Source organism: Roseococcus sp. YIM B11640, from assembly GCF_049727625.1.
In the GTDB taxonomy this organism is placed as follows: domain Bacteria; phylum Pseudomonadota; class Alphaproteobacteria; order Acetobacterales; family Acetobacteraceae; genus Roseococcus.
Genome location: NZ_JBBJOZ010000002.1, coordinates 1159928 through 1184129, shown reverse-complemented (window position 1 = coordinate 1184129; position 24202 = coordinate 1159928). Strand labels below are relative to the sequence as shown.

General features: G+C 68.8%; 24 protein-coding genes. 11 read left to right on the top strand and 13 right to left on the bottom strand.

Annotated features, from left to right (window positions below; all coding sequences use genetic code 11):
* Positions 1 to 13 precede the first annotated feature (13 nt).
* From WJM96_RS13195 to WJM96_RS13170, 6 genes are all read left to right on the top strand, one after another.
* Entirely contained in the window at positions 14 to 1759 is a 1746-nt protein-coding gene (locus tag WJM96_RS13195) for an autotransporter assembly complex protein TamA (RefSeq protein WP_424812953.1), read from the top strand.
* Positions 1759 to 5454 (top strand): translocation/assembly module TamB domain-containing protein, encoded by a 3696-nt coding sequence (locus WJM96_RS13190; RefSeq protein ID WP_424812952.1) that lies wholly within the window; start codon positions 1759 to 1761, stop codon positions 5452 to 5454. The genes WJM96_RS13195 and WJM96_RS13190 overlap by 1 nt, the downstream gene beginning before the upstream one ends.
* Positions 5455 to 5592: 138 nt before the next feature.
* The gene (locus tag WJM96_RS13185) at positions 5593 to 6018 is read left to right on the top strand and encodes a Tat pathway signal protein (protein ID WP_424812951.1); all 426 of its coding nucleotides are present in this window, start codon (positions 5593 to 5595) and stop codon (positions 6016 to 6018) included.
* Positions 6019 to 6028: 10 nt separating this feature from the next.
* Positions 6029 to 6694 carry a MotA/TolQ/ExbB proton channel family protein gene (locus WJM96_RS13180; protein ID WP_424812950.1) on the top strand — a complete coding sequence of 222 codons (666 nt, stop codon included), beginning with the start codon at positions 6029 to 6031 and terminating at the stop codon, positions 6692 to 6694.
* A 12-nt stretch (positions 6695 to 6706) separates the two neighbouring features.
* Entirely contained in the window at positions 6707 to 7162 is a 456-nt protein-coding gene (gene tolR, locus WJM96_RS13175; protein WP_424813102.1) for a protein TolR, read from the top strand.
* A 1-nt stretch (position 7163) separates the two neighbouring features.
* Positions 7164 to 8159: an energy transducer TonB gene (locus tag WJM96_RS13170; RefSeq protein ID WP_424812949.1), complete on the top strand. Its 996-nt coding sequence runs from the start codon at positions 7164 to 7166 to the stop codon at positions 8157 to 8159.
* 15 nt (positions 8160 to 8174) lie between these two features.
* Here WJM96_RS13170 and WJM96_RS13165 read toward each other — a convergent pair whose 3' ends face one another.
* The gene (locus WJM96_RS13165; protein WP_424812948.1) at positions 8175 to 9068 is read right to left on the bottom strand and encodes a LysR family transcriptional regulator; all 894 of its coding nucleotides are present in this window, start codon (positions 9066 to 9068) and stop codon (positions 8175 to 8177) included.
* Positions 9069 to 9171: 103 nt separating this feature from the next.
* On the opposite strand from WJM96_RS13165, the gene WJM96_RS13160 reads away from it, so the two are divergent.
* Positions 9172 to 10341 carry an MFS transporter gene (locus WJM96_RS13160; RefSeq protein WP_424812947.1) on the top strand — a complete coding sequence of 390 codons (1170 nt, stop codon included), beginning with the start codon at positions 9172 to 9174 and terminating at the stop codon, positions 10339 to 10341.
* A 3-nt stretch (positions 10342 to 10344) separates the two neighbouring features.
* Here WJM96_RS13160 and WJM96_RS13155 read toward each other — a convergent pair whose 3' ends face one another.
* The gene (locus WJM96_RS13155) at positions 10345 to 10665 is read right to left on the bottom strand and encodes a DMT family transporter (protein ID WP_424812946.1); all 321 of its coding nucleotides are present in this window, start codon (positions 10663 to 10665) and stop codon (positions 10345 to 10347) included.
* 111 nt (positions 10666 to 10776) lie between these two features.
* Complete coding sequence (locus WJM96_RS13150; protein WP_424812945.1) at positions 10777 to 11391, bottom strand: 2'-5' RNA ligase family protein; 615 nt, start codon at positions 11389 to 11391, stop codon at positions 10777 to 10779.
* A gap of 100 nt (positions 11392 to 11491) precedes the next feature.
* Between WJM96_RS13150 and WJM96_RS13145 the strand changes: the two genes are divergently transcribed.
* Positions 11492 to 12196, top strand: a complete 705-nt coding sequence (locus tag WJM96_RS13145) for a glutathione S-transferase family protein (RefSeq protein ID WP_424812944.1) — start codon at positions 11492 to 11494, stop codon at positions 12194 to 12196.
* Here WJM96_RS13145 and WJM96_RS13140 read toward each other — a convergent pair.
* Positions 12193 to 12573, bottom strand: a complete 381-nt coding sequence (locus WJM96_RS13140; protein ID WP_424812943.1) for a DUF1801 domain-containing protein — start codon at positions 12571 to 12573, stop codon at positions 12193 to 12195. The two genes, WJM96_RS13145 and WJM96_RS13140, sit on opposite strands and share 4 nt — an antisense overlap.
* A 90-nt stretch (positions 12574 to 12663) precedes the next feature.
* Between WJM96_RS13140 and WJM96_RS13135 the strand changes: the two genes are divergently transcribed.
* A complete protein-coding gene (locus WJM96_RS13135; RefSeq protein ID WP_424812942.1) occupies positions 12664 to 13029 on the top strand; it encodes an ArsR/SmtB family transcription factor in 366 nt (121 codons plus the stop codon).
* The gene (locus WJM96_RS13130; protein WP_424812941.1) at positions 13026 to 13511 is read left to right on the top strand and encodes an SRPBCC family protein; all 486 of its coding nucleotides are present in this window, start codon (positions 13026 to 13028) and stop codon (positions 13509 to 13511) included. The genes WJM96_RS13135 and WJM96_RS13130 overlap by 4 nt, the downstream gene beginning before the upstream one ends.
* Positions 13512 to 13629: 118 nt before the next feature.
* Here WJM96_RS13130 and WJM96_RS13125 read toward each other — a convergent pair whose 3' ends face one another.
* Positions 13630 to 14523, bottom strand: a complete 894-nt coding sequence (locus tag WJM96_RS13125) for an AraC family transcriptional regulator N-terminal domain-containing protein (protein WP_424812940.1) — start codon at positions 14521 to 14523, stop codon at positions 13630 to 13632.
* Positions 14524 to 14755: 232 nt separating this feature from the next.
* Here WJM96_RS13125 and WJM96_RS13120 point away from each other — a divergent pair, with 232 nt between their 5' ends.
* Entirely contained in the window at positions 14756 to 15490 is a 735-nt protein-coding gene (locus tag WJM96_RS13120) for an SDR family NAD(P)-dependent oxidoreductase (protein WP_424812939.1), read from the top strand.
* A 192-nt stretch (positions 15491 to 15682) separates the two neighbouring features.
* On the opposite strand, the gene WJM96_RS13115 is transcribed toward WJM96_RS13120, so the two are convergent.
* From WJM96_RS13115 to WJM96_RS13080, 8 genes are all read right to left on the bottom strand, one after another.
* Positions 15683 to 16540: an alpha/beta fold hydrolase gene (locus WJM96_RS13115; protein WP_424812938.1), complete on the bottom strand. Its 858-nt coding sequence runs from the start codon at positions 16538 to 16540 to the stop codon at positions 15683 to 15685.
* 146 nt (positions 16541 to 16686) lie between these two features.
* Entirely contained in the window at positions 16687 to 17241 is a 555-nt protein-coding gene (locus WJM96_RS13110) for a TetR/AcrR family transcriptional regulator (RefSeq protein ID WP_424812937.1), read from the bottom strand.
* A 154-nt stretch (positions 17242 to 17395) separates the two neighbouring features.
* On the bottom strand, positions 17396 to 18952 hold the full coding sequence (gene guaA / locus WJM96_RS13105) for a glutamine-hydrolyzing GMP synthase (RefSeq protein WP_424812936.1): 1557 nt from the start codon (positions 18950 to 18952) through the stop codon (positions 17396 to 17398).
* A gap of 224 nt (positions 18953 to 19176) precedes the next feature.
* Positions 19177 to 19740, bottom strand: coding sequence for an N-acetyltransferase family protein (locus WJM96_RS13100; RefSeq protein WP_424812935.1), 564 nt, complete (start codon positions 19738 to 19740; stop codon positions 19177 to 19179).
* A 13-nt stretch (positions 19741 to 19753) separates the two neighbouring features.
* A complete protein-coding gene (locus WJM96_RS13095) occupies positions 19754 to 21061 on the bottom strand; it encodes an RsmB/NOP family class I SAM-dependent RNA methyltransferase (RefSeq protein ID WP_424812934.1) in 1308 nt (435 codons plus the stop codon).
* Positions 21058 to 21777 carry a haloacid dehalogenase type II gene (locus WJM96_RS13090; protein WP_424812933.1) on the bottom strand — a complete coding sequence of 240 codons (720 nt, stop codon included), beginning with the start codon at positions 21775 to 21777 and terminating at the stop codon, positions 21058 to 21060. Before WJM96_RS13090 ends, WJM96_RS13095 begins: the two co-directional genes overlap by 4 nt.
* Before the next feature lie 135 nt (positions 21778 to 21912).
* Positions 21913 to 23400: an IMP dehydrogenase gene (guaB, locus tag WJM96_RS13085; protein WP_424812932.1), complete on the bottom strand. Its 1488-nt coding sequence runs from the start codon at positions 23398 to 23400 to the stop codon at positions 21913 to 21915.
* Positions 23401 to 23508: 108 nt separating this feature from the next.
* Complete coding sequence (locus tag WJM96_RS13080; protein ID WP_424812931.1) at positions 23509 to 24195, bottom strand: RlmE family RNA methyltransferase; 687 nt, start codon at positions 24193 to 24195, stop codon at positions 23509 to 23511.
* Positions 24196 to 24202 lie beyond the last annotated feature (7 nt).

Sequence of the window (24202 nt, the reverse complement as noted above, 5' to 3'; positions counted from 1 at the left end):
GGATGCCCCGGCTGTGCCTGCCGCATCCCCCGATGCTCCTGACCTCCCGTATCGCACGACCGTCCAGCCCACCGGCAACGATGTGCTGGATGGACTTCTGCGAGGTGCCTCGGGCCTAATTTCCCTGCAGGAGCGCGCTCCGACCGACGCCGAGGGGCTGGTGTCGCGGATCAGTGCCGAGCCCGCCCGCCTTCGCCCGGCCCTGGAGAGCGAAGGCTATTGGGCCGGCAGGGTCGAGGTGGTGGCTAAGTCCGGGGCGGCGATCGACGCCGCCGCCCTGGCGGCGGCCCCCCATCCGGTCGAACTCGAGATCCGGGCCGTGCTCGGCCCTCGCTACACCTATCGCCATATCCAGACACTCGGCGGCGGTCCGCCCGTGGCCATCACACCGGGCGCCCCGGCGCGGGCGGTGGAGGTGATCGCCGCGCAGGAGGCCGCCTGGACCGCGATGCGCGAGGACGGGCGCCCGCTCGCCCGCATCGAGCGCGCGGTGACCGTGGACCATGGCGCGCAGGCCATGGACATCACCTTCACGGAGACGCCAGGACCCCGCGCCGATTTCGCCATGCCGGCGGTCGAGGGGACCGAACGCGTCAATCCCGAGGTCGTGCGGCGCGTCGCCGCCCTTCGCCTCGCCGAGCGCAGCTTTACTCCTGGGCGGCTTGCGGCCGCGCGCGGGGATGTCTCGGCGCTGGGCCCTTTCTCCTCGGTCCGGATCGATCAGGGGACGGAGCTGGATGCCGATGGTCGCCTGCCCGTGATGATCAGGGTCCGAGAGCGCCCTTTCCGCGCCTTCAGTATTTCCGCTGCCTATGAGACCAATTACGGCCTCGCCCTGCGCGGCTCCTGGGAACATCGGAACCTGTTCGGCGGCGCGGAGAACCTGCGTCTCGAGCTCGAGGCGAGCCGTCTCGGCAACGAGCTGGACCGCATGAACGCCCGCGCCGGCGTGACGTACCGGCAACCCCTCCCTTTCGGGTTCAACGGCTCGCTGGTGACCAGCCTGGCCTTCGTCCGCGAGCGCCTGGACAGCTACGATCGCGATGCGGGCATCTTCAGCATGCTCTACGAGCGCCGCCTGACCGATCGGTGGACGGTCTCAGCCGGGCCCGTCGGCGAGGCAGGCCAGGCCGCGCCATCTGGCGAGCCGCTCAAGCCCTATCAGATTGCCGGCGTCACGGGCCGCTTCACCTATGACAGCACGGATAGCCGCCTCGACCCGCGGCGCGGCATCCGGGCTCAGGGAAGCGTCACGCCGTCCTACGCCTTCTCGGAGAGCAGCTTCTACGTGCCGGTGAAACTCGGGGCTTCGACTTATTTCGACCTCTCGGGAAATGGACGCAGCATCCTGGCCCTGCGCGGCGCGCTGGGGAGCCTCCTGAATGCGACGGCGCCCGATGTGCCGCCCAGCCAGCGCTTCTATGCCGGCGGCGGCGGCTCTATCCGCGGTTATGACTACCAATCGGTGGGGCCCCGCGACGCGCGGGGGAGGCCCGCGGGCGGCGCCAGCCTCATCGAGACATCGGTTGAATTTCGTCAGCGCTTCGGTTCGAGCTACGGCGCGGTCGCTTTCGTCGATGCGGGTGGGGTCGGCACCAGCGCCAGCGCGCCGACCGATGAGCTGCGCGTGGGCGCCGGCGTCGGGGCGCGATACTATACCGCCATCGGGCCCATCCGCGCCGATGTTGCGATCCCGCTCGTGCGGCAGCAGGGCAGCGGTTCCTTCGGCTTCTACATCGGCATCGGGCATGCCTTCTGATGCGCTGGCTCTTCTACATCCTGGGCGTCCTGATCCTTCTGCCGGTGGCGCTGATCGCCTTCCTTTTCACGCCCTGGGGCCTGAACGCGGCCGCGGGTCTGGCCACACGCTTCGTCGACGGGCTGGAGATCGAAGGCGTGAGCGGTCCCCTGCCGGGACGTCTGGCCGTGGCACGCCTCGCGATGCGCGACGCGCAGGGGGCCTGGGTGGAGGTCGAGGACGCGCGGATCGAGCTCGCATGGCGTGAGCTCCTCGATCGCCGCGTGTCCCTGACGGCGGTGGCCGCGAAGCGCATCGCCCTGCATCGGCTGCCGCCCTCCGAGCCGTCGCCGCCGGCGGCGGAGCCCACGCGCATCGAGATCCCCGCTCTCCCGGACCTCCCTGTGGCGATCCGCATCGATGCCTTGCAACTGGACCGGATCGAGTTGGGCGAGGCCCTGGCCGGGCAGGCTGCCGTCCTCTCCCTGGCGGGCGCCGCCCGATACGAGGCGCGGCGGCTCGAGACGCAGCTTGTGGCGAACCGCCTGGACCGGCCCGGCGAAATGCGGGTGAATGTCGCGCTGCACGAGCAGAGCCTGATGGCCGAAGTCCATGCGTCGGAGCCGCCGCAGGGTTTGGTGGCGACGCTTGCGGGCCAGCCCGCCGCACCGTTCCAAGTGGCCATGTCGATGAACGGCCCGGCCAGCGGGGCGGACTGGACGTTGCGCGCTGCCTTGGGCGAGACCTCCGCCGATGTGCATGGGCGGCTCTCGGTCTCCCCGGAAGGCGCCGCGGCTCTGACGCTCGACGGCATGGTTCAACCTGGGCCCTTCGTGCCCGAGGCGCAGCGCGCGTTGGCGGACCGGGTCGTGCCCAGCCTGGCCGTGCGCCGTGCGGCGGACGGCGCCATCGCGGTCGAGCACTTCCGGGTGGAGCTTCCGGCCGGGCGGCTCGAGTCCAGCGGTTCGCTATCCGCGGCCCAGGAAGTTGCCGCGCGCTTTCGCCTCGATCCGGCCCCGCCGGCCACCTTCGCGGCACTTTTGCCTCCCGGCCTGAGCTGGACGGCGCTAACCGCGGAAGGCGAGGTGGGCGGGACGGTAGCGGTTCCGGCGTTGGATCTTCGCCTCCAGGCTCGCGGGCTGACGGGCGCGGGCGCCGCGGACGAGATGCTGGGCGAAAGCGTGACGTTCACGGCCTCGCTCCGGGGCGCGGAGCGCCGGGTGGAAGCGACGGTTGAAGCGGAGCGCCTCAAGGCCACTGTCAGCGGCCCGGCGGCCTCGCCCTTCGATCTGGCTTTCACGCTGGAAGCGCGCGACGCGCCGCAGACGGAAGGCACCATCCTTGCCGCGGGCCGTCTCACGGGCACCGCTGACGATCCGCGCCTGGAGGCCCGTATTCGCACCGACCGGCTGGCGGCGGCGGGCCATGTGGTCGAGGCGATGAGCCTCAATGCCCGGGCGTCCTTGCAGGCCGTAACGGCGGATGCCGAGGGGCAGGTGGATGCGAAGCCGCTTCGCATCGCGCTCCGGGCTGCCCGCCATGGTGAGAACGGTGTGCGCCTGGAGGAATTGCGCGGCAGCTGGTCGGGGCTGGGCTTCGAAGGGCACGGGGAAGGCGCGCTGCCGCAAGGGCCTGTCACGGGCGAACTGAAGCTAGATGCGCCGGACCTCGCGCCGCTGGGCGCGGGGCTGGCGGGCAGCCTGCGGGCACAGCTCTCCGCCTGGGCCGTCGAGGGCCAGACGGGGCGGGCGGCGCAGGGCGTGCGGCTGAGCCTCGACGGCACTGGCGTCGGTATCGGCGCCAACCGCGCGGCCGTCCAAGCGCGGTTGGAGGGCACGCTCGCGGCGCTCGGCTTCGACATGAGGCTGACGGCGCCACAATACGGCCTCGACCTCGCCGGGCGCGTCGGGCAGGAGGCCCCGCAGACAGTCATCACCATGACCCGTCTGGAGGCTCGGGCTCTGCAGGACGCGCTGCGTCTGGCTGCGCCCGCGCGAATCCTGGTCAGCGATGCCGGCGAGCTGACGCTGGAGCAGGCTAGGCTCAACAGCCGGCGTGGCGGCAGCCTCCAGCTTCAGGGACGGCTGGTTGGCGGTCAGTTGAATGGGCGGGCCGATATCCAGGCGGTTCCGCTGGCCCCGCTCAGCGGCGGCTTCGTGACAGGTACCGTGTCCGGCCAGGTGACGGCGGCGGGGCCCAGCGCGGCGCCGCAGGTGGATGCCACGCTGCGTGTGGCGGGCCTTCGCGCGACCGATCCTTCCCTCGCGTCGATCCCTGCCGCCCAGGTCGCCGCGACAGCTCGTATGCAGGGGACCTCGTTCAGGGCGCAGGCCCAGGTCACCGCGGGCCCCGCAGTCCAGCTGAACCTGGAGGCCGCCCAGGCCAATGGGCTCGGCCCCGCCGCGCCCTTCACGGCGGCGGTTCGCGGGCGGCTCGACCTCGGGCAGCTTGCGCGTCCTTTCCTGGCGGGCGGCGCCGACCGCTTCGCCGGGCGCGCCACGCTGGACCTGCGGGCCAGCGGCACGGTGGCCGAGCCGAGCCTGGCGGGTACCGTCATGATCTCCGACGCGAGCTATGCGAACCCCCTTTACGGGCTACGGATCGACGCGATCGCGGCCCGGCTCTCCGCGCAGGGGCAGCGGCTCGTCGTGGACTCCTTCTCGGGCCGCACCGTCGGTGGCGGCACGATCTCGGCCCAGGGCTGGGTGGAGCCCCTCGGCACCGGCATACCGGCCGAGCTGCGCTTGACGGCGAGCCGGGCTCGGCCCGTGACCGGCGAAACGGGCGATGCCACCATCGATGCCGATATCGCCTTGCGCGGCCCCTTGACCGAAGGTGGTAGCCTTTCCGGCCGCATCGATATCCGGCGCGCTGAGCTCCGGATCCCCGAAAACCTTGGAGGCAGCGTGCCGAGCCTCGGCCAGGTGCGGGAGGTCGGGCCCTTTCCCCCGGGCCGCTCCCCGCCTGCGCCGCCACGCCCGGCGCGGGCCGCGCCGCCATCGGTGCCCATGGCGCTCAACCTCACCATTTCGGCGCCGCGCGCGGTCTTCCTGCGCGGCCGCGGCATCGAGGCGGAACTGGCGGGCGACATCACGATTGGCGGCACGGTCGCCGCGCCCGTTCCCTCCGGCGGGCTGCGCATGCGTCGCGGCAGCTTCGACCTCGCGGGACGGCAACTCAATTTCACGCGGGGCAATATCGGCTTCGACGCGGGCACCTTCATGCCGACGCTCGATTTCCTCGCGACGGCACGCGCGCGCACGCACACGATCAACGTGACGGTGACCGGCACGCCCGCGGCGCCAGAACTCAAGGTGACCTCCGACCCTGAATTGCCCCAGGACGACGCGCTGGCTCGTCTGTTCTTCGATCGCGAGACCAGCAACCTCTCTCCTTTCCAGCTCGCGACCATCGCCCAGGCCGTGGCGCAGCTTGCGGGCGTCGGCCCCTCCGGGCCGGGGGTTCTGGACCGGCTCCGCAGCGCCGCCGGGCTCGATCGGCTTGGCGTCGGCAGTGACTCGTCCGGAGGCGCGGCGGTCGAGGCCGGACGATACGTGGCACCCGGCGTCTATGTCGGCGTCCGGCAGGGTACGAGCGGAGGTACACCGGGCGTTGGGGTCCAGGTGGAACTCACGCCTTCCATCAGGCTGGATGCGGAAACGGCGACGGGCCCGGGGGGCGATCGCGTCGGCGTGACGTGGCAATTCGAGTATTGAAAATCCGGGATATTGCGCTGCGGCGAATTGCAATTAACTCGCAATTACGGCTATCTGCGCGAATGCCGGCCCCTGGGTGCCGTGCCCACTTCAACCAAGGACGGGCGCGCAGCCGCGTGCCGCCGGAGGATCGACAGCATGCTTCGCGGGTGTCTCATCGGTGGTTTCCTCCTTCTGGCGGGCCTTTCCCCGCTCCAGGCACAGAACGCGCCCGCGCCGCTCCGCATCGAGCTGAACCGGCTCGAGCCGCGCGACAACGCTTGCCGCGTATGGATGGTGCTGAACAACAGCGGCGGCGAAGCGCTGGATCCGCTGCGGCTCGACCTAGTGCTTTTCGGCAAGGACGGCGTGGTCTCGCGCCGATTGGCGGTGGATGCGCCCGTTCCCGCCAACCGCACGGTGGTCCGTCTCTTCGACGTCGCGGGACAATCCTGCGACGGGCTGGGCAGCGTGCTGCTGAACGACGTGCTCGCCTGCGGCAGCCAGGAAGCAGATGCGCGCAATGCCTGCGTGGCGCGGCTGACCCTCGCCTCGCGGGTCAGCGGCGTGACCTTCGACAAGTGATGCGGCGCCGATGAACCCCGTCCCGCACGACTTTACGCCGCTTGGTCTCTTCCTCGCGGCGGATCCGATCGTGAAGGCCGTCATGATCGGCCTCGCCCTGGCCTCGGTCGCCTGCTGGGCGGTGATCATCGAGAAGACCTTCGCGCTCGGGCGGCTCCGCAAGCAGACGCGCGACCTTCAGCGGGCCTCGGCATCGGCCCAGGTCGCCGAGCCGCGCGAGGAAGACCTCACCGCCATCGCGCTCCAGGCCGGGCTGCCCGAGTGGCGGCTGGGGCAGGGCGTGCAGGAGACGGATGGCGAGTTCCGCGCCCGCATCGAGACCGCCATGCGAAAGGCCGTGCTGAAGGCCGTGCGCCGCTCGGAGCCCGGGCTGCAATTGCTCGCCACCACCGGCTCGGTCGCGCCCTTCGTCGGCCTCTTCGGCACCGTCTGGGGCATCATGAACAGCTTCACCGGCATCGCGGCCAGCAATGACACGAGCCTCGCGGTCGTGGCACCGGGCATTGCCGAGGCGCTGTTCGCCACCGCCATCGGGCTTGTCGCGGCCATTCCCGCTGTCATGGCCTACAACCGCTTCGTCGGCGGGCTGGCCGGCGCCCGGCAGGAGGCGCTGAGCGCGGCGTCCGATCTCGCGCTGCGCCTCAGCCGACTGCCGCGCGCCCAGGCCGCGGAGTAGCGCGCCGTGGCGATGAGCACGTCCGGCCCCTCGGGCGACGATGAGGAGGACGGGGGTGGCATCCCGATGTCCGACATCAACGTCACGCCCTTCGTGGACGTGATGCTGGTCCTGCTCATCATCTTCATGGTTGCGGCGCCCATGATGATGGTCGGCGTGCCCGTTCAGCTGCCGCGTACGGCCGCAGCCAGGGTCGCCCAAACGGCGCCGCCCGTGGTGGTGAGCGTGGCTCGCGACGGCCAGGTGTTCCTGAGGTCAGAGCCCGTCGCCGAGGCGGACCTCGCCGACCGCATCCGCGCGTTGCGGGAGGCCGAGGCGAACGACGCGCCCGTCTATGTCCGCGGCGACCGCACCGTCCCCTATGGCGACGTGATGCGCGTGATGGGCAAGGTGACGGCGGCAGGCGTTTCGCGGGTCTCCCTGATCGCCGAGGCCGAGCCGGGCGGCGCCGCGGTCCAGGCCCGCTGACATGCCCGATTTCTCGGCCCAGCTGAGGCTGCCCGAGGAAGCGGATGATCTTCCGCCGCCGAAGAGTCATGCGCGCCGGTTCGCGCTGCCCACAGCGGCCGCCATTGTGCTCCATGCGGCCGTGATCGGGCCGCTGGTCTGGTTCGAACAGCCGAAGCCGGCGGAGACCTCGGCCACCGAGGTCGAGATGACGATGGCCGAGCCGGCGCCGGTAACGCCCCAGGAGCCGACCGAGGTAACCGAGACGGCGCCCAGCGCCGAACCGGAGCAAGTCACCGCAGAAACGCCGCCGGAAGCCGCGCCGCCACCGCCGCCGGAGGCCGTCCAGCCCTTGCAGCCCGACAGCGCGGAGCCGCCCCCGCCTGACGACACGCCGCCGCCTCCGCCCGACGCGGCCCCTCCGCCCCCCGAGGACGCGCCGCCACCGGAGCCCCCACCAGAGCAGTCTCCGCTGGTTGCCCCGCTGATCGCCGAGCCCCTGGAGGCGGAAGAGGTCGTGCCCCCGCCCCCGGAGGAGGTGCGCGAGATCCAGCCCCCGCCGCCCGCACCCTTGGCCGAGCCGCTGGAGACCGTGCGCGCCATCGCGCCACCGCCCCCGCCGCGGCCGCAAGCCCAACGCCCGCCGACACCACGCCCGCCGTCGCCTGAGCCGCCTGCTCCCGCACCGGCCGCTCCCGCTCCCGCCGCCGCCCCGGCAGCTCCCCCACGCCCGCCGGCCAGCTATGTCGGGCAATTGATGGCGGCGCTGGAGCGCCACAAGGACTACCCGCAATCGGCGCGCTACCGCCGGGCGGAGGGCGTGGTGGTGCTGCGCTTCGGTCTGCGGCGCGACGGCAGCGTCGCCTCCTGGCGCATCGAACGCAGCTCCGGTCATGAGGATCTGGATGCGGCCGTGGCCCTGATGATACGGCGCGCTTCCCCGCTGCCGGCGCCGCCGCCCGAACTGCCGGGCGATCCGGTCGAGCTTGTGGTGCCGGTGCGGTTCACCCTGCGCTAGACCGGCTGTCCGCGCCTAGAGCCGGACCCGTTCCGCCAGGAAGTCGATGAAGGCGCGCACGCGCGCCGGCAAGGGGCCGCCCTGGCCCATATAGACAGCATGAAGGTCTTCCTCGTCGCCCGGATTCAGCCCTTCCAGCACGGGGATCAGGCGCCCGGCCTCGATGTCCTCGGAGACGTGGAACAGGCCGAGCCGCGCCAGCCCGACGCCGCCCACGGCCAGGGCGCGCGCCGTCTCGCCGTCGCTGGCGCGGGCCTGGGTCGGCGGCGCGGCCCATACGCCGCCCTTGAACGGCCAGGTCGTCCGCATGCGCTGAAATGTCCAACCGATGCCCCGGTGGCGGGGGAGGTCCTCGATAGACAGGGGCGTGCCGTGCCGGGCCAGATAGGCCGGGGAAGCGACGACCGAGAGGCGGCTGGTCCCGATCTTGCGCGCGATCAGGCCTGAATCGCGCAGAGGGCCGACACGGATGGCGACGTCCGCGCGCTCCCGCATCAGGTCCACCACCGTGTCGGTGAGGACGAGGTCGAGCGTGATCCCGGGATACGCGGCGAGAAATGCCGGCAGGAGGGGCAAGAGGTGCAGCCGCCCGAAGGGGATATTGCTGTTGACGCGCAAGTGCCCGCGGGGCGCGGCCCCAGCGGAAGCCTCGCGCTCAGCTTCGGTGATCTCGGCGAGGATCCGGACGGCGCGGTCATAGAAGGCCTTGCCCTCGGGCGTCAGTTCGAGGCGCCTGGTGGAACGGTTGAGAAGCCGCGCCGAAAGTCGCGCTTCCAACCGGGCCACCAACTTCGAAACCGCCGAGGGAGTCATCCCGAATTCGGATGCGGCGGCGCTGAAGCCGCCCAGATCCACCGCGCGGACGAACACCTCCATTTCCGCTGAGCGGTTGATATCCATGCGGGGCATCGTGAATTCATCTCATAGATGAATGGAGTTCCGGAAGACTAACTCACCTGCTGCGGCGCACCATTCTTCAACGGCACAAAACCCTTGCCGGAGATGAGAGGCCATGCCTATCGCCGTCCTTGCCCTGACCGCCGGTGCCTTCGGCATCGGCACCACCGAATTCATCATCATGGGCTTGCTACTGCAGGTCGCGGAGGAGATGCGGGTCAGCGTTTCCATGGCGGGCCTGCTCATCTCGGGCTACGCGCTCGGCGTCTTCGTCGGCGCGCCCGTGCTGACGCTGGCGACCCGGCGCATGCCCCGCAAGCTCGTGCTGGTGGCGCTCATGGGCATCTTTACGCTCGGCAACATCGCCTGCGCCATCGCGCCGGACTACGCCACGCTCATGGCCGCGCGCGTGCTCACTTCGCTCGCGCACGGGACGTTCTTCGGCGTGGGCTCGGTGGTGGCGACGAGCCTGGTGCCGGCCGACAAGCGGGCCTTGGCGATCGCGACCATGTTCGTCGGGCTGACGGCGGCGACGCTCCTGGGCGTGCCCTTCGGCGCCTGGCTGGGCCTGGCCTTCGGCTGGCGCGCTACCTTCTGGGCGGTCGCGGCCATCGGCATCGTGGCGATGCTCGTGCTCGTGGCCTTCGTGCCCGGCCATGTGGGGCGCCAGGATTCCGCCGTCTCGCTGCGCGACGAGCTGGCCGCGATCTTCAAGCCGCAGGTGCAGCTCGGCTTTGCCATGACGGTGCTGGGCTTCGCCGGCGTCTTCACGGTCTTCACCTATGTGCAGCCGATCCTGACGCGGGTGACCGGCTTCTCGGATGCCGCCGTGTCGCCGATCCTGTTGGTCTTCGGTGCGGGGCTGGCCATCGGCAATATCTGGGGCGGCAAGCTGGCTGACCGCGGTCTCGGGCGCGCGCTGATGCTGACCCTTGCCGGGCTCGCGGCAGTGCTGGTGGTGCTGGCCCCGGCGCTGGTCTCGCCGGTCGCGGTCGTGGCGCTGCTCTTCGCTCTGGGCGTCGCCGCCTTCGCGACTGTCGCACCGCTGCAGCTTCGCGTGCTGGAGAAGGCGGGGCCGGAGGGGCAGAACCTGGCCTCCAGCCTCAACATCGCGGCCTTCAACCTCGGCAACGCGCTGGGCGCCTGGGTGGGCGGCCTGACCATCGACCACGGCCCGGGCCTCGCCGCCCTGCCGCTGGCCGCGGCTGGGCTGACGGGCGCCGGGCTGGTGCTGGCCGCGATCAGCCTGCGGATGGACCGGCGCCGCGTGCTGGCGCCGGTATGAGGCTTAAGCGTCCGAGGACAGCTTCATCAGAACGAGCCCCGAGAAGATGAGGACGGCGGCCGCGATCCGCATCGCATTCGCCGCCTCGCCCAGGACCAGGATACCGACCAGGAAGGCGCCCAGCGCGCCGATCCCGGTCCAGACCGCATAGGCCGTGCCGAGCGGCAGGACGCGCATGGAGATGGTCAGCAGTCCGACGCTGCCGACCATCGCCACGATCATGACGACGGTGGGCATCAGGCGCGTGAAGCCGTGGGACTGCTTCATGGCGAAAGCCCAGACGATCTCGAGAATTCCGGCGATGAGGAGATAGACCCAGGCCATGTCGCGGCCCTCCAAGAAAGGGCCGGGCCGTCCCGGTCGATGCTGCCCATGATGGGGGAGGCCGTCCTCCTGCCAGGGCCATATAGGACAAGTACCGGCAGAGGCAAGGCATCAGGCCTGCGCCTTCCAGCGCCCGAGAACGGTGTACCCCTGGCCCTTGAGGCTATCGATCAGCTGGAACTCGCGCACCATCATCTGCATCGGCTGGACCTCGACCGGATAGGTGAGGGGCCGTGCGTAGGCCAAGGTGATGTGTGGCGTGCCGCTCACGCCATGGGGCGAGAGGCCTCTCAGGCGAAGTGCGTGGCCCAGGCGCCGGTTCAGCGCCGTCAACGCGACATGGCCGCCGTCGCCGCGCAGGACGAGCGCCTTGGAAGGCAGAAAGACTTCGATCCTGTCGAAGGCAAGGGGGAAGGGGTCGAACCTCACGAGCGAAGCGGCCTCGCGAGCCGCCTCGATGATCCGTTCCGGGATCGCCTCGTCGCTGGTGAACGCAACCTGCAAGGTGACGTGAAATCGCTCGGGCGGCCGCGGTGTGTGCCGCCAGCGGAAGATGCGCTTCGCCCAATCGTATCGGGCGAGCGTCGCGGCTCGCGAGTGATCGTCCAGCAGGACGGCGAAGAAGAGGAGATGGTCGCGCCGCTCTCCGCCGCGCTTCGGCGAAGGCACCTCCCGTGCCAGTTCCAGGAAACCCTCCAGATAGGGTTGCGATGCGCTGCCGGCCATCCGTCTCATCTGGCGTGGGACTAGGCCCATGTCATCGCCTTCTGGCCGAACCGATGGCCCCGCCCATATCCGCCCCGCAACCCTTCTACGAGGCTCCTGAATGACCGACCTTTCCGCCTTCCCCATTACGAAGCGCTGGCCGGCGAAGCACCCGGACCGCATCCAGCTCTACTCGCTGCCCACGCCCAATGGCGTGAAGGCCTCCATCGTTCTCGAGGAACTCGGCCTGCCTTACGAGCCGCATCTCGTAGACATCACGAAGAACGAGAGCTGGACGTCGGAATTCCTCTCGCTCAACCCCAACGGCAAGATTCCCGCGATCATCGATCCCGACGGGCCCGGCGGAAAGCCGCTCGCGCTCTTCGAGTCCGGCGCCATCCTGCTCTACCTCGCGGAGAAGACCGGGACGCTCATCCCCGCCGACGCGGCCGGCCGTTGGGAGACGGTGCAATGGGTCATGTTCCAGATGGCCGCCATCGGCCCGATGTTCGGCCAGCTCGGCTTCTTTCATAAGTTCGCGGGCCGCGAATACGAGGACAAGCGCCCACTCGCCCGCTACCGCGACGAGAGCAAGCGTCTGCTTGGCGTGATCGAGACCCGGCTGGAAGGCCGCGACTGGATCATGGGCCAGGAGTATACCATTGCCGATATCTCGATGCTCGGCTGGGTGCGGAACCTGATAGGCTTCTATGAGGCGCGCGACATCGTGGAGTTCGACGCATTGAAGCGCGTCCCGGCCTGGCTGGAGCGCGGTCTCGCGCGCCCGGGTGTCCAACGAGGGCTGGCGATCCCGGCGAGGGGTTAGCGGCGGCGCCTGGCAGGCTTCGACCGGTTGAGCTCTGCCGCCGCCCGGATGAGCGCCTTGAATGCGCCCCCATCCGGCGTCTCGCCCTCACGGATATCGATGGCGCGGCGGGCGTTTCCCTCGAGGCTCGCGTTGAATAGGCCAGTAGGGTCCTCCAGCGACGCGCCCTTGGCGAAGGTCAGCTTCACCACGGCCTTGTAGGTCTCGCCGGTGCAGATGATGCCGCCATGCTCCCAGACGGGAACGCCGCGCCACTTCCATTCCTCGACCACCCCAGGGATGGCTTCGTGGATGAGGGCGCGGACGCGCGCGAGCGCCTCGCCCCGCCAATCGCCGAGCTCCTTGATGCGTGCGTCGATCAGGCGGGGAGCGTCCATGGCTCCATCCTAGCCCGGGAATCGGTGCCAGTCCTTCGGTCAAAAACTTAGTTATTGACCTAAGTATTGGATCCGGTCAGGTTGGCGGCAATGTCGCTTCACGCCCCTTCGCCTTCCTCGCCACCGCCCGCGGTCATCGACCAGGTCTTCCGGGCCCTGTCGGACCCGACCCGCCGCGACGTGATCGAACGGCTGACGCGGGGGCACGCCTCGGTAAGCCAACTGGCCGCGCCCTACGGCATGGCGCTTCCCTCCTTCGTCGCGCACCTGCGCGTGCTCGAGGGCTGCGGGCTCGTCACGTCGCGGAAGCAGGGGCGGGTGCGGACCTACAGCCTCGCCCCCCAGCAGCTGAAGTTCGCCGAGGACTGGCTCGGCCGGCAGCGGAACCTCTGGGAGGCCCGCCTCGATCGCCTCGATGCCTATTTGCTGAAAATGAAGGAAGAGAAACCCCAATGAGCCTGATCAAGATCGACCCGAGCCTGGACCTCGTTCTGGAGCGCGAGATCGACGTCCCCGTCGAACTGGTGTGGACCGCCTGGACGACGCCGCATCACCTCAAGGAATGGTTCGTTCCCAAGCCCTGGACCATCACCAGCTGCGAGATCGACCTGCGGCCAGGTGGCGCGTTCCGCACGACGATGCGCTCGCCCGAGGGCCAGGAATTTCCCAATGATGGCTGTTTCCTCGAGATCGTGGAGCATCGGCGGCTGGTCTTCACCGACACGCTTCTCCCGGGCTTCCGCCCCTCGGCGAAGCCCTTCTTCACCGCGGCCCTGCTGCTGGAGCCGGCCGGGCTCGGCACGAAGTACACCGCGATCGCGATCCACGGCTCCGAGGCGGGCCGCAAGACCCACGAGGAGATGGGTTTCCACGGCGGCTGGGGCACCGTTGCCGACCAGATGGTCGCCTATATCAAGGCGGGCAAGGTCGCGAACTGACGCGGGGCGGAGATCAGCTCGGCTGGAGCGCTATAGCGACGGCGTGATACGGCCGAATGCGCGCGTTCAGGGCATGCGCTTCGAGATCGTCAACGGCCCACCGTCCTTTGGGGACGGCTCAGGCCGCGGTCTGCAGCCGGGTTCTCGCGGCCTTCATGTCGCGCGCCGGGGGCGCGCCGAACATCCGGCCATATTCGCGGGTGAATTGCGGGATGCTCTCGTATCCCACCGCATAGGCGGCATGGCTGATGACCTGGCCTTCCGAGAGCATGAGGCGACGCGCCTCTATCAGCCTGAGCTGCTTTTGAAACTGCAGGGGCGAGAGCGAGGTCACGGCCCGGAAATGCTCATGGAAAGACGATGGGCTCATCCCCGCTGCGTCGGCCAACTGTTCAACCCTGAGCGGCCTGGCCAGATTCTCGCGGATCAGCGCGACGGCCCGGCCCACACGCTGGGCATGGCTTCCGGGGACGCCGAGGTTGCGGATTGCCCCTCCATGACGGCCCGACAGCAGCCAGAAGTGCAATTCGCGGATAAGCTGCTTCTGCAGGATCGGCACGGAAGCCGGCCGGTCGATAAGGCGCAGCAGGCGCGAGGCCGCGTCGGCAACTTCTGCGTCGGTAGGATCCACGCGAACGGGAGTGCCGTAGGGGAAGGGTGGTGGTCCCATTTCGACCGCCAGGCTCTCGATGACGGCGGAATCGAGATCCAGCACGAGCGAGATATACGGCGCACGGGCATTGGCCCGGATGATCTGGCTCACGGTGGGCACGTCTGCCGCGATCAGGAGCGACTCGCCGGCGCCGAAGTCGAAAGTGTCGTTTCCCATCGTGACCCGCTTCGCCCCCTGCAGCACCAGGGCGACCAGCGGCTTCGAGATCGCGTATTGCAGGGCGCTGGGAGAATTTTGCCGCACGATCGCGACACCTGAGAACGGCGTGACAGCGACCCCATCGGCATCCGCATGCGCCTCGGCGTAACGCTGGGCGGCATCGAGCAATGTCTGAGACATGGCATCAAGCTAAGCCCCGACAGCTGCACCCGCAATGATGAGGGAAGGATCGGGCAAGAGTGTGATGGTGAGCAAACTATCGGACTACGCAGTTTGAAGCGCACCTAGACTCCCGCCTCGCAGAAGCAGGCAACAATGCCGGAGGAACAGGCAACCCGGCTCCAGGGGCGCCAGCGATAGTGCGCATACCGCATCACCGACCCAGGAGCTTTCGATGACCACCATTTCAATCGTGACCGGCGCCAACCGGGGTCTTGGCCGCAACACTGCCGTCAGCATCGCTCGCCATGGCGGCGACGTGATCCTCACCTATCGCCACGGCGCCAGCCAGGCCCGGGAAGTCGTTGCGGAAATCCAGGCGCTCGGTCGCAAGGCGTTCGCGATCCAGCTCGACGTTTCCGACATTTCCGCGTTCGCCGGCTTCGCGGACCAGATCCGGGCCACGCTGAAGTCGTGGCGGCGCGAAACCTTCGACCACCTCGTGAACAATGCGGGGCATGGTGAGATGGCCAGTATCACCGAGACCACCGAGGCGCAGTTCGACCAGCTGTTCAACGTCCATGTGAAGGGTGTGTTCTTCCTTACCCAGACGCTGGTCCCGCTGATGGCCGATGGCGGCCGCATCGTGAACTTCTCATCGGGCCTGACCCGCGTTTCCTACCCAGGCTTCTCGGCCTATTCGGCGGCCAAGGGCGCGGTCGAGATCCTGACGCTCTACATGGCGAAGGAGCTTGGCGGCCGCGGCATCACGGCCAATACGATCGCGCCAGGCGCGATCGAGAGCGACTTCCTGGGTGGTGCCGTCCGCGACACCCCGGCCTACAACGAGGCATTCGCGGCGATGACCACGCTGGGCCGCGTCGGTTTGCCCGATGACATCGGACCGGCGGTCGCCAGCCTGCTCGGCCCGGACAACCGCTGGATAACGGCGCAGCGCATCGAAGTGTCGGGCGGCCAGAATATCTGAGGCTCGGCAAATCCGCCGCACGGCCATGCTCCGCGCGGCGGGATTCGTCCAAAGCGGGCTGGCGTCATGCTTGGTCAACGGGATCTGAGCTGGGCCAGATAAGGCGGCCAGGCGCCCCATCCTCTATGCGCGGTTCTCGGAAGAGGTGCTTGGCAGGACGCCGAGAAGATGGATTGCGCTGGCCTCGCTGCGCTAACCAAGATCCTGGACGGTCCTTCTGACGTGTCGCGCTACGCTTTCAGCAATCTGAGGCGCGAGATCGTCAGGGATCTCGTGCCCAACCCGATCCAAGACCATGAATCGAGCGCCGACAATTCCTTCAGCAAGTGCTTGCCCGTTGTCGATTGGAAGCACGGGATCTTCTGCTCCATGAACTACAAGCACCTTGCAGGAAATGTCGCGAAAGCGCCCCGTCCAATCTTCTCGCGTAGAAACCATCGCATGGTTGAACATGCTGGCTGGGCTATCGGTACGATCTAAAACTTCTTCAATCTTCGCTCTTGCTGCGGCCTCATCGAAAGTCTTGTACGTCCCAGCGCTGAGCCGATCGATTTCGAGCAGGAATTCGCCCACGGCCGTCCGATCGGACCAGTCAAGTGCGGATAACGCGCCAAAATGGTCGAGAATTCGCTGAGAGATATGCGGCAATGCCGGGCCGTCCCACCCCAGCGGTTCCGAACTGACAAGGACCAGTGCGTTCACCCGCTGCGAATGATCGAGCGCGACCATCTGCGCCACGTAGCCGCCCAAAGACATGCCCATGATCGTCGCATTCTGGAAACCGTAGGCGTCCATTATGGCGACGACATCATCGGCCATATCCTCGACTGAGTAAGTCGCTTCACCGGGTGGGTGCGTGATCGACCGGCCCGTATCGCGGTGATCGAACCGCACGACGTGAAAGCCTTGGTTCACCAAGGCAGCACAGAGTGCTTCCGGCCAACCAAGCATCGACGCCGTGGCACCCATGACGAGCAGCAGGGCAGGATCGCTCGCGGATCCGAAACTCTGGGTGGCTATCTTACCGCTTGGTGTTTCCACGAAACGCATCTCGCTGGCGCCCGAAGCCGTGACTTGAGCGATTGCGGGGCGAGACGCGCAAGAAGTGCCAGAGATGAGAACGGTCCGGCCGTCAATTCCTGATCGCGTCATATATAACCTTCCTGTCGGTTATATATGACGCGATGGTGATCACGTCAACCGTACCGGACGCGCCCGAGAGTCCAACGCAGGCGCTCCAGGATGAATTCGGACAGACCGATAGACCTATCCGTCACGATCCAATGCATCGATGCGCCGGCAATAACTGTGTGGAGATGTTGGGCGATCCTGGCTCTTTCGGGGACATCAGGCAGGCGAGCGGCAATCGCATCCTGCACGAGCGCGTATCGCTGGTACGCAAGCTCCCTCAAACCCGCATGACGCGCCTCAAGAGCCGCTAGCGTTACGCGGGCTGAAAAACCTTCACCGTCGCCCATGCCACCAACAATGGCCTCAAGAAATCGCCAAACACCGTCCCAGCCCACTTCGACGGGAAGGCCCGCCAACCAGTTGCGAGTGACCTCCGCCTCGTAGGTGGCGATCCGCAGGATGATCGCGTCACGATCCCCAAACCTCTGGATGAGCGTTGCGCGTGCCAATCCGATCTGGAGGGCAAGATCACTCAGGGTGAAGTCAGCACCTTTTTCCGCCAGCACTTCCAGCGCTGCCGCGAGCACGTCTTCATCTGAAATGGTCTTAGGCCGCGGCAACACGATCTCCCTTGTCGTCCCAGATCACCCCCAGTGGGCGACAGACGCGTGGAGGCCCGCCGATGGCTCTCGATAGGTCTCGTTGACTTGTTTTGTTTTCAGTTGGCCACGTCGTATTCCGGCGTAGCTTCGGGCACCCTCGGAGGGGCACAAATCACTCCCACTCGATCGTGCCGGGCGGCTTGCTCGTGATGTCGTAGGTCACGCGGTTGATGCCGCGCACCTCGTTCACGATGCGGTTCGCGACGCGGCCGAGGAAGCCCATGTCGAAGGGATAGAACTCCGCGGTCATGCCGTCCGTGCTCGTCACGGCGCGCAGCGCGCAGGCCTGGTCGTAGGTGCGGCCGTCGCCCATGACGCCCACCGTGCGGACCGGCAGCAGCACCGCGAAGGCCTGCCAGATCGCGTCGTAAAGGCCGGCGTTGCGGATCTCCTCCAGGTAGATGCTGTCCACCTTGCGCAGCAGGTCCGCCTTCTCGCGCGTCACCTCGCCGGGGATGCGGATGGCGAGGCCGGGGCCCGGGAAGGGGTGCCGGCCCACGATCTCCTCGGGAATGCCGAGTTCGCGGCCCAGCACCCGGACCTCGTCCTTGAAGAGGTCGCGCAGCGGCTCGACCAGCTGCATCCGCATGCCTTCGGGAAGCCCGCCGACATTGTGGTGCGACTTGATGGTGACGCTGGGGCCGCCCGTCGCCGAGACGCTCTCGATCACGTCCGGATACAGCGTGCCCTGCGCCAGGAAGTCGGCGCCGCCGAGCTTGTTCTGCTCCTCCTCGAAGACCTCGACAAAGAGGCGGCCGATGATCTTGCGCTTCTGCTCCGGGTCCGTGACGCCGGAGAGCTGGCCGAGGAACAGGTCGCTCGCGTCGCGGTGGATGAGTTTGATGTTGAAGCGGTCGCGGAAGGTCGCGACGACCTGCGCGCTCTCATTCGCGCGCATCAGCCCGTGGTCCACGTAGATGCAGGTCAGCTGGTCGCCGATCGCCTCGTGCAGCAGCACCGCGGCCACCGACGAATCCACGCCGCCCGAGAGACCGCAGACCACGCGGCCATTGCCCACCTGCCGGCGGATGCGCGCGATGGCCTCGTTGCGGAAGCCGGCCATGGTCCAGTCGCCGGTGCAGCCGCAGACGCCGTGGGTAAAGTTCTTCAGCAGGGCGGCGCCATGCGGCGTGTGCACCACCTCCGGGTGGAACATCGTGCCGTAGTAGCGGCGCTCCTCATCGGCGATGAGCGCGAAGGGCGCGCCCTCCGACTCGGCCACCACGCGGAAGCCGGGGGGCAGGACGGTGATCCGGTCGCCATGCGACATCCACACCGTTTCCTTGGCACCCTTGGCCCAGACACCCTGGGTCAGCGAGCACTCGCCCGTCACGGTGACAACGGCGCGGCCGAACTCCGCGGCGTGGCCGCCCTCGACCACGCCGCCGAGCTGCGCGGCCAGGGTCTGCTGGCCGTAGCAGATGCCCAGGATCGGCAGCTTCATGTCGAAGACCTCGGCGGGCGCGCGGGGCGAGGCGCCCTCGGTCACCGAGGCGGGGCCACCGGAGAAGATGATGCCCTTGGGATTGAAGGCACGGATGCGCTCGGCGGGGGAGGCGTTGAAGGGCCAGACCTCGCAATAGACGCCGCTCTCGCGGAGGCGGCGCGCGATGAGCTGCGTCACCTGGCTGCCGAAGTCGAGGATCAGGATGCGGTCGTGATTGCTCATGCGCGCTTGAAGTGGCGATTTCGGGCGCAGTCAAGCGCGAAGCACGCATGGCCCGATGACGCGCCGCCTTACTATCTTACTACCTTACTATCTTACCCGGTCAGCGAAGCGCGGGCCCCGGACAAACTCCTCCCGTTGGCGCTAATATCATAGGAAATTCATCCCAGAATCTCAACGGCCAAGACGGCGCAGAGGGCATCGCTGCCCTAAGGCACCAAGCAAATCTATCTTGGCAACTTCGTTGTCGCGGTGGCGGTCAGAAGCGTGTGGATGGGGTCCCAGGCGTAGGCCAGCTGCGTCGTCTTCTGATGGGCGAAGACCATCTCCTCCCGCGCCACCAGCTTCGCGCCCAGCCGCTCGTAGAACCAGCGCGACGGGTTATCCTGCAGCACCCAGGCGAAGGCGGATTGCGCGCCGAGCGAGGCGAGGTGCGAGGCCATGGCCCGCATCAGCCTTCGGCCGATTCCGCGCTCATGGAAATCATCCATCAGATAGAGCGTCTCGACCTCGCCCTCGGCGATCGAGGGGCGCCGGGACAGGCCGCCGGTGATGAAGCCCACCACGCCGCCGCCCGCGATTTCGAGATTGTCGGCCACGGCGACGAAGGCCGCATGGCCGCCGCGCCGTTCCTGGATGCCGATCTCATAGCCCCGCGCCTCGCGCAGCGGCGAGAGGCCGCTCAGATAGGATTCGGGGAGCACGCCCGCATAGGTCGTGCGCCAGCTCGCGACATGGACCTGCCCCATCGCGGTCGCATCGCCAGGCCGCGCTCGGCGGATGGTAACCATGGCACGCCGACCCTCAGGCCTGGCGTTCGAGGACGGCGCAGAAAAAGCCGTCGGTGCCATGGGCGCCGGGCGAGAGAAGAAGATGCGGAGCCTGCGACGGCGAAGCACCCGGCATGCCGGCCTCGGCCCAGGCCTGGGCGAGCGGGATGACGCGGAAGCCGGGCTGAGCCGTCAGGAAACGCTCGATCTGCAACTCGTCCTCCTCCGGCAGCAACGAACAGGTCGCGTAGACGAGCCTACCGCTGGGACGGACGAGATGGGAAGAAGTTACGAGAATTTCACGTTGTTTCTCGACGAGCTCCGCAAGGTCCTCGGCGCCCGTGCGAATCCGGGCATCGGGATTGCGGCGCCAGGTGCCGGTGCCGGTGCAGGGCGCATCCACCAGGACCCGGTCGAACTGCCCGGCGCGGCGCTTGGCCCAGCGGTCGCCCGACTCCAGCAGATGGGTCTCGGCATTGTGGACGCCGGCCCGGCGCAGCCGCCTGGCTGCCCCTTCGAGGCGCGGAGCCGAGACATCGCAGGCGGTGATCCGGCCCTGGTTGTCCATGGTCGCGGCCATGGCCAGCGTCTTGCCGGCCGCGCCCGCGCAGTAGTCGGCGACGCGCATGCCGGGACGCGCCCCGGCCAGGGCGGCGATGATCTGGCTTCCCTCGTCCTGCACCTCGATGAGGCCGGACTTGTAGGCGGCCGTGCCCGCGATGGGCGTGCGGCCGGGCAGGCGCAGACCCCAGGGGGAGAGCGGCGTCGGCTCGGCACGGATCCCCTCGGCGGCAAGCGCGGCCTGCGCGGCCTCGCGCGAGCCCTTCAGCAGGTTGGCGCGCAGGTCCAGCGGCGCGGGGCGCTCCATGGCCGCGGCTTCCTCGCCCAGCGTCTCGCCGAAGCGGGCGGCGAGGCCGGGCAGGGCCCATTCCGGCAGGTTCAGCCGGGCAGAGTCGGGCATCTCCTTGCCGGTCAGCGGCTTGCCCGAAAGGCGGTTCGCCACCTCGAACTCGCCGGCATCGAGCGGGCCTGCGGAATAGCGGCCGCCGTCGAAAAGCTTCGCGGCCTCGCCCGGCTTGCGCTTCTCGCCCAGGACGAGCCAGGCCAGCGCCAGCAGCCGGGGCGTGATCCGCGCGCCGGTCTGCGAGACCCACCATTCCAGCCGGAGCCGCTGGCGCAGCACGCTCCAGGCGAGGTCGGAGACGGCACGGCGATCGCCGCCGCCGATGTAGCGGCGATTGCGGAAGAAATCCGCCGCGATGGCATCGGCTGGGCGACGGGCCTGGTCGAAGACGTCGTAGAGCAGGTCGATCGCGGCCGAGAGGCGGCCCTCGGGCGTCATGGCAGGTGGTCCGGGACGGAGGAAAGGTCGGGCAGGCTCGGGACGCCCGCTGCGGCGAGACCGTATTCGTCGGGCGCGCCGTCGCGGTTCACGCGCAGGCAGCGGAAGCCGGCGGCCAGCGCCGCCTGCGTGTCCCAGGGATTGGCCGAGACGAAGATCATGCGCGAGGCCGGAAGGCCCAGCCGCTTCTCGGCCAGCGCATAGACGCGCGGGTCCGGCTTGAAGGTGCCGACCGCCTCCACCGAGAGCAGCGCGTCGATCAGCGTGCCGATTCCCGCATGCCCCAGCGCATCGGCCAGCATCATCGGCGTGCCGTTGGAGAGCACGGCCGTCGTGACGCGGCGCGCGCGCAGGGCGCGCAGCATGGCGGGCACTTCGGCATAGGTGCCGAGCAGCCGGTAGGCGTCGAGCAGATCCGCGATGAGCGCCGGGTCGTCCACGCCGTGGCGCGCGCAGACGTAGTGCAGCGCATCGCGCGTGCAGGCCATGAAGTCGCGGTGATGGGCGGCGCCGGTCAGGGTGCGGACCCAGGAATATTCGAGCTGCTTGACCCGCCACTCGCGCGAGATCGCGCTGGCATCCGGGCCAAGGCGCTCCGCATGGCGCGCCACGGCGGAGTGGATGTCGAGCAGCGTGCCGTAGGCGTCGAAGACCACGGCATCCGCCTCCCGGCCCGTGGGGGGCAGGGGGCGCCAGGGCTCGGAAGGATCAGGCATCGCGGTCAAGCCCGGCAGGACCCGGGGCCGCGCCCCGGGCGTGAGGCGTGAGGCGCGGCCGCACTNAGGCATCGCGGTCAAGCCCGGCAGGACCCGGGGCCGCGCCCCGGGCGTGAGGCGTGAGGCGCGGCCGCACTAATCATTCCGGTAGTTCGGGGCCTCGCGCGTCACGGCGACGTCGTGCACATGGCTCTCGCGCAGGCCGGCATTGGTGATGCGACGGAAGCGCGCGTTCTTCTGCAGGTCGGCGATGGTGGCGCTGCCCGTGTAGCCCATGGCCGCCTTGAGGCCGCCGACCAGCTGGTGGATCACGTTGCCCACCGGGCCCTTGTAGCCGACGCGGCCTTCCACGCCCTCGGGCACCAGCTTCAGCTGGTCGCGCACCTCGGCCTGGAAGTAGCGGTCGGCCGAGCCGCGCGCCATGGCGCCCAGCGAGCCCATGCCGCGATACGACTTGTAGGAGCGGCCCTGGTAGAGGAACACCTCGCCCGGCGCCTCGTCCGTGCCGGCGAAGAGGCTGCCCATCATCACGCATTCGGCGCCGGCCGCGATGGCCTTGGCGATGTCGCCCGAGCTGCGGATGCCGCCATCGGCGATGGCGGGCACGCCGGCCGCGCGCGCGGCGGCGGCGCATTCCATCACCGCCGTGAGCTGCGGCACGCCCACGCCCGCCACGATGCGGGTGGTGCAGATGGAGCCCGGGCCGATGCCGACCTTCACCGCATCCGCGCCCGCGTCGATCAGCGCCTGCGCGCCCTCGGGCGTCGCGACGTTGCCCGCGATGATCTGAACGGTGTTGGAGAGGCGCTTGATGCGCTCGATCGCGGCCAGCACGCCGCCCGAATGGCCATGCGCGGTATCGACCACGATGACGTCGGCCTCGGCCTCGACCAGCGCCTCGGCGCGCTTGATGCCGTCCTCGCCCACGCCGGTGGCGCCGGCCGCGCGCAGGCGGCCCATCGCGTCCTTCACGGCGTTCGGATGCGCCTCGGACTTGTCCATGTCCTTGACCGTCATGAGGCCGACGCAGCGGCCCTGGTCATCCACCACCAGCAGCTTCTCGAGCCGGCGCTTGTGCAGCAGCGAGCGGGCCTGTTCGGCCGTCACGTTCTGCGGCGCGACGAGGAGGTTCTCCCGCGTCATCAGCTCGTAGACGCGCTGGTTCGGGTCGGTCGCGAAGCGCATGTCGCGGTTGGTGATGATGCCGACGAGGCGGCCCGAGCCGGGCTCGACCACCGGGAAGCCGCTGATGCGGTGCTGGGCCTTCAGCTCCTGGATCTCGGAGAGGGTCTGGTCCGGGTTCACCATGACCGGGTTGACCACCATGCCGCTCTCGAAGCGCTTCACCTGGCGGATCTGGTCGGCCTGCTCGGCCGCGGTCATGTTCTTGTGAATGACGCCGATGCCGCCGCGCTGGGCCATGGCGATGGCCATGGGCGCCTCGGTCACCGTGTCCATCGCCGCGGCGATGAGCGGAATGTGGAGCGAGATTTCCTTGGTCAGCCGCGTGCGCGTGTCGGTCTGGCCGGGCAGGACTGTGGAATAGGCGGGCAGGAGCAGAACGTCGTCGAAAGCATAGGCTTCGGCGATGCGAATGGGTTCCGCGAAATCGAGAGCTGCCATGGTGGGGACCTTTCTGGGTCGAGCGACCTTGGCGAGCGTCCATAACCTTGCGGACGCGTGGCGTCCAGCAAGACTATTCGCGTGGCGCGCATGCGCGGCGCGGAGGGCTTAGCCCTTGAAACCCGTTCCCACCACATAGAGCTCGCTGCTCTCCTTGCGGCTGGCGGGCGGCTTGGCGTGGCGGACCTGCGCGAAGTTCTTGCGGAGGCGGTCCAGCATCTCCTTCTCGCTGCCGCCCTGGAAGACCTTGGCCACGAATCCGCCGCCCGGCGACAGCACCTTCACCGCGAAGTCGAGCGCCAGCGCCGCGAGGTCCATGATCCGCAGGTGGTCCGTCGCGCCATGGCCCGTCGTGTTGGGCGCCATGTCGGAGAGCACGAGGTCCGCGGGGCCGCCCAGCGCATCGAGCACCGCCTGCTCGGTCGCGTCGTCCTGGAAGTCGCCCTGCAGGATCTTGGCGCCCGCGATGGTGTCCATGGGCAGGAGGTCGAGCGCCACGACCTCGCCGCGCTCGCCCAGCGTGCGCAGCGCCACCTGGGTCCAGCCGCCGGGGGCGGCGCCCAGGTCCACCACGCGCATGCCGGGCTTGAGCAGCTTGAAGCGGTCATCCAGCTCGATGAGCTTGAAGGCGGCGCGGCTGCGCCAGCCGGCGGCCTGCGCGGCCTTCACATAGGGGTCGTTGATCTGGCGCGCGAGCCAGCGCTGGCTCGCATTGCTGCGGCCCTTCGCCGTCTTGAGATTGGCGTGGGTGAGGCGGATGTTGCCCTTGCCGGGCTTGCTGGGCGGCTTGGCCATAAGGCGG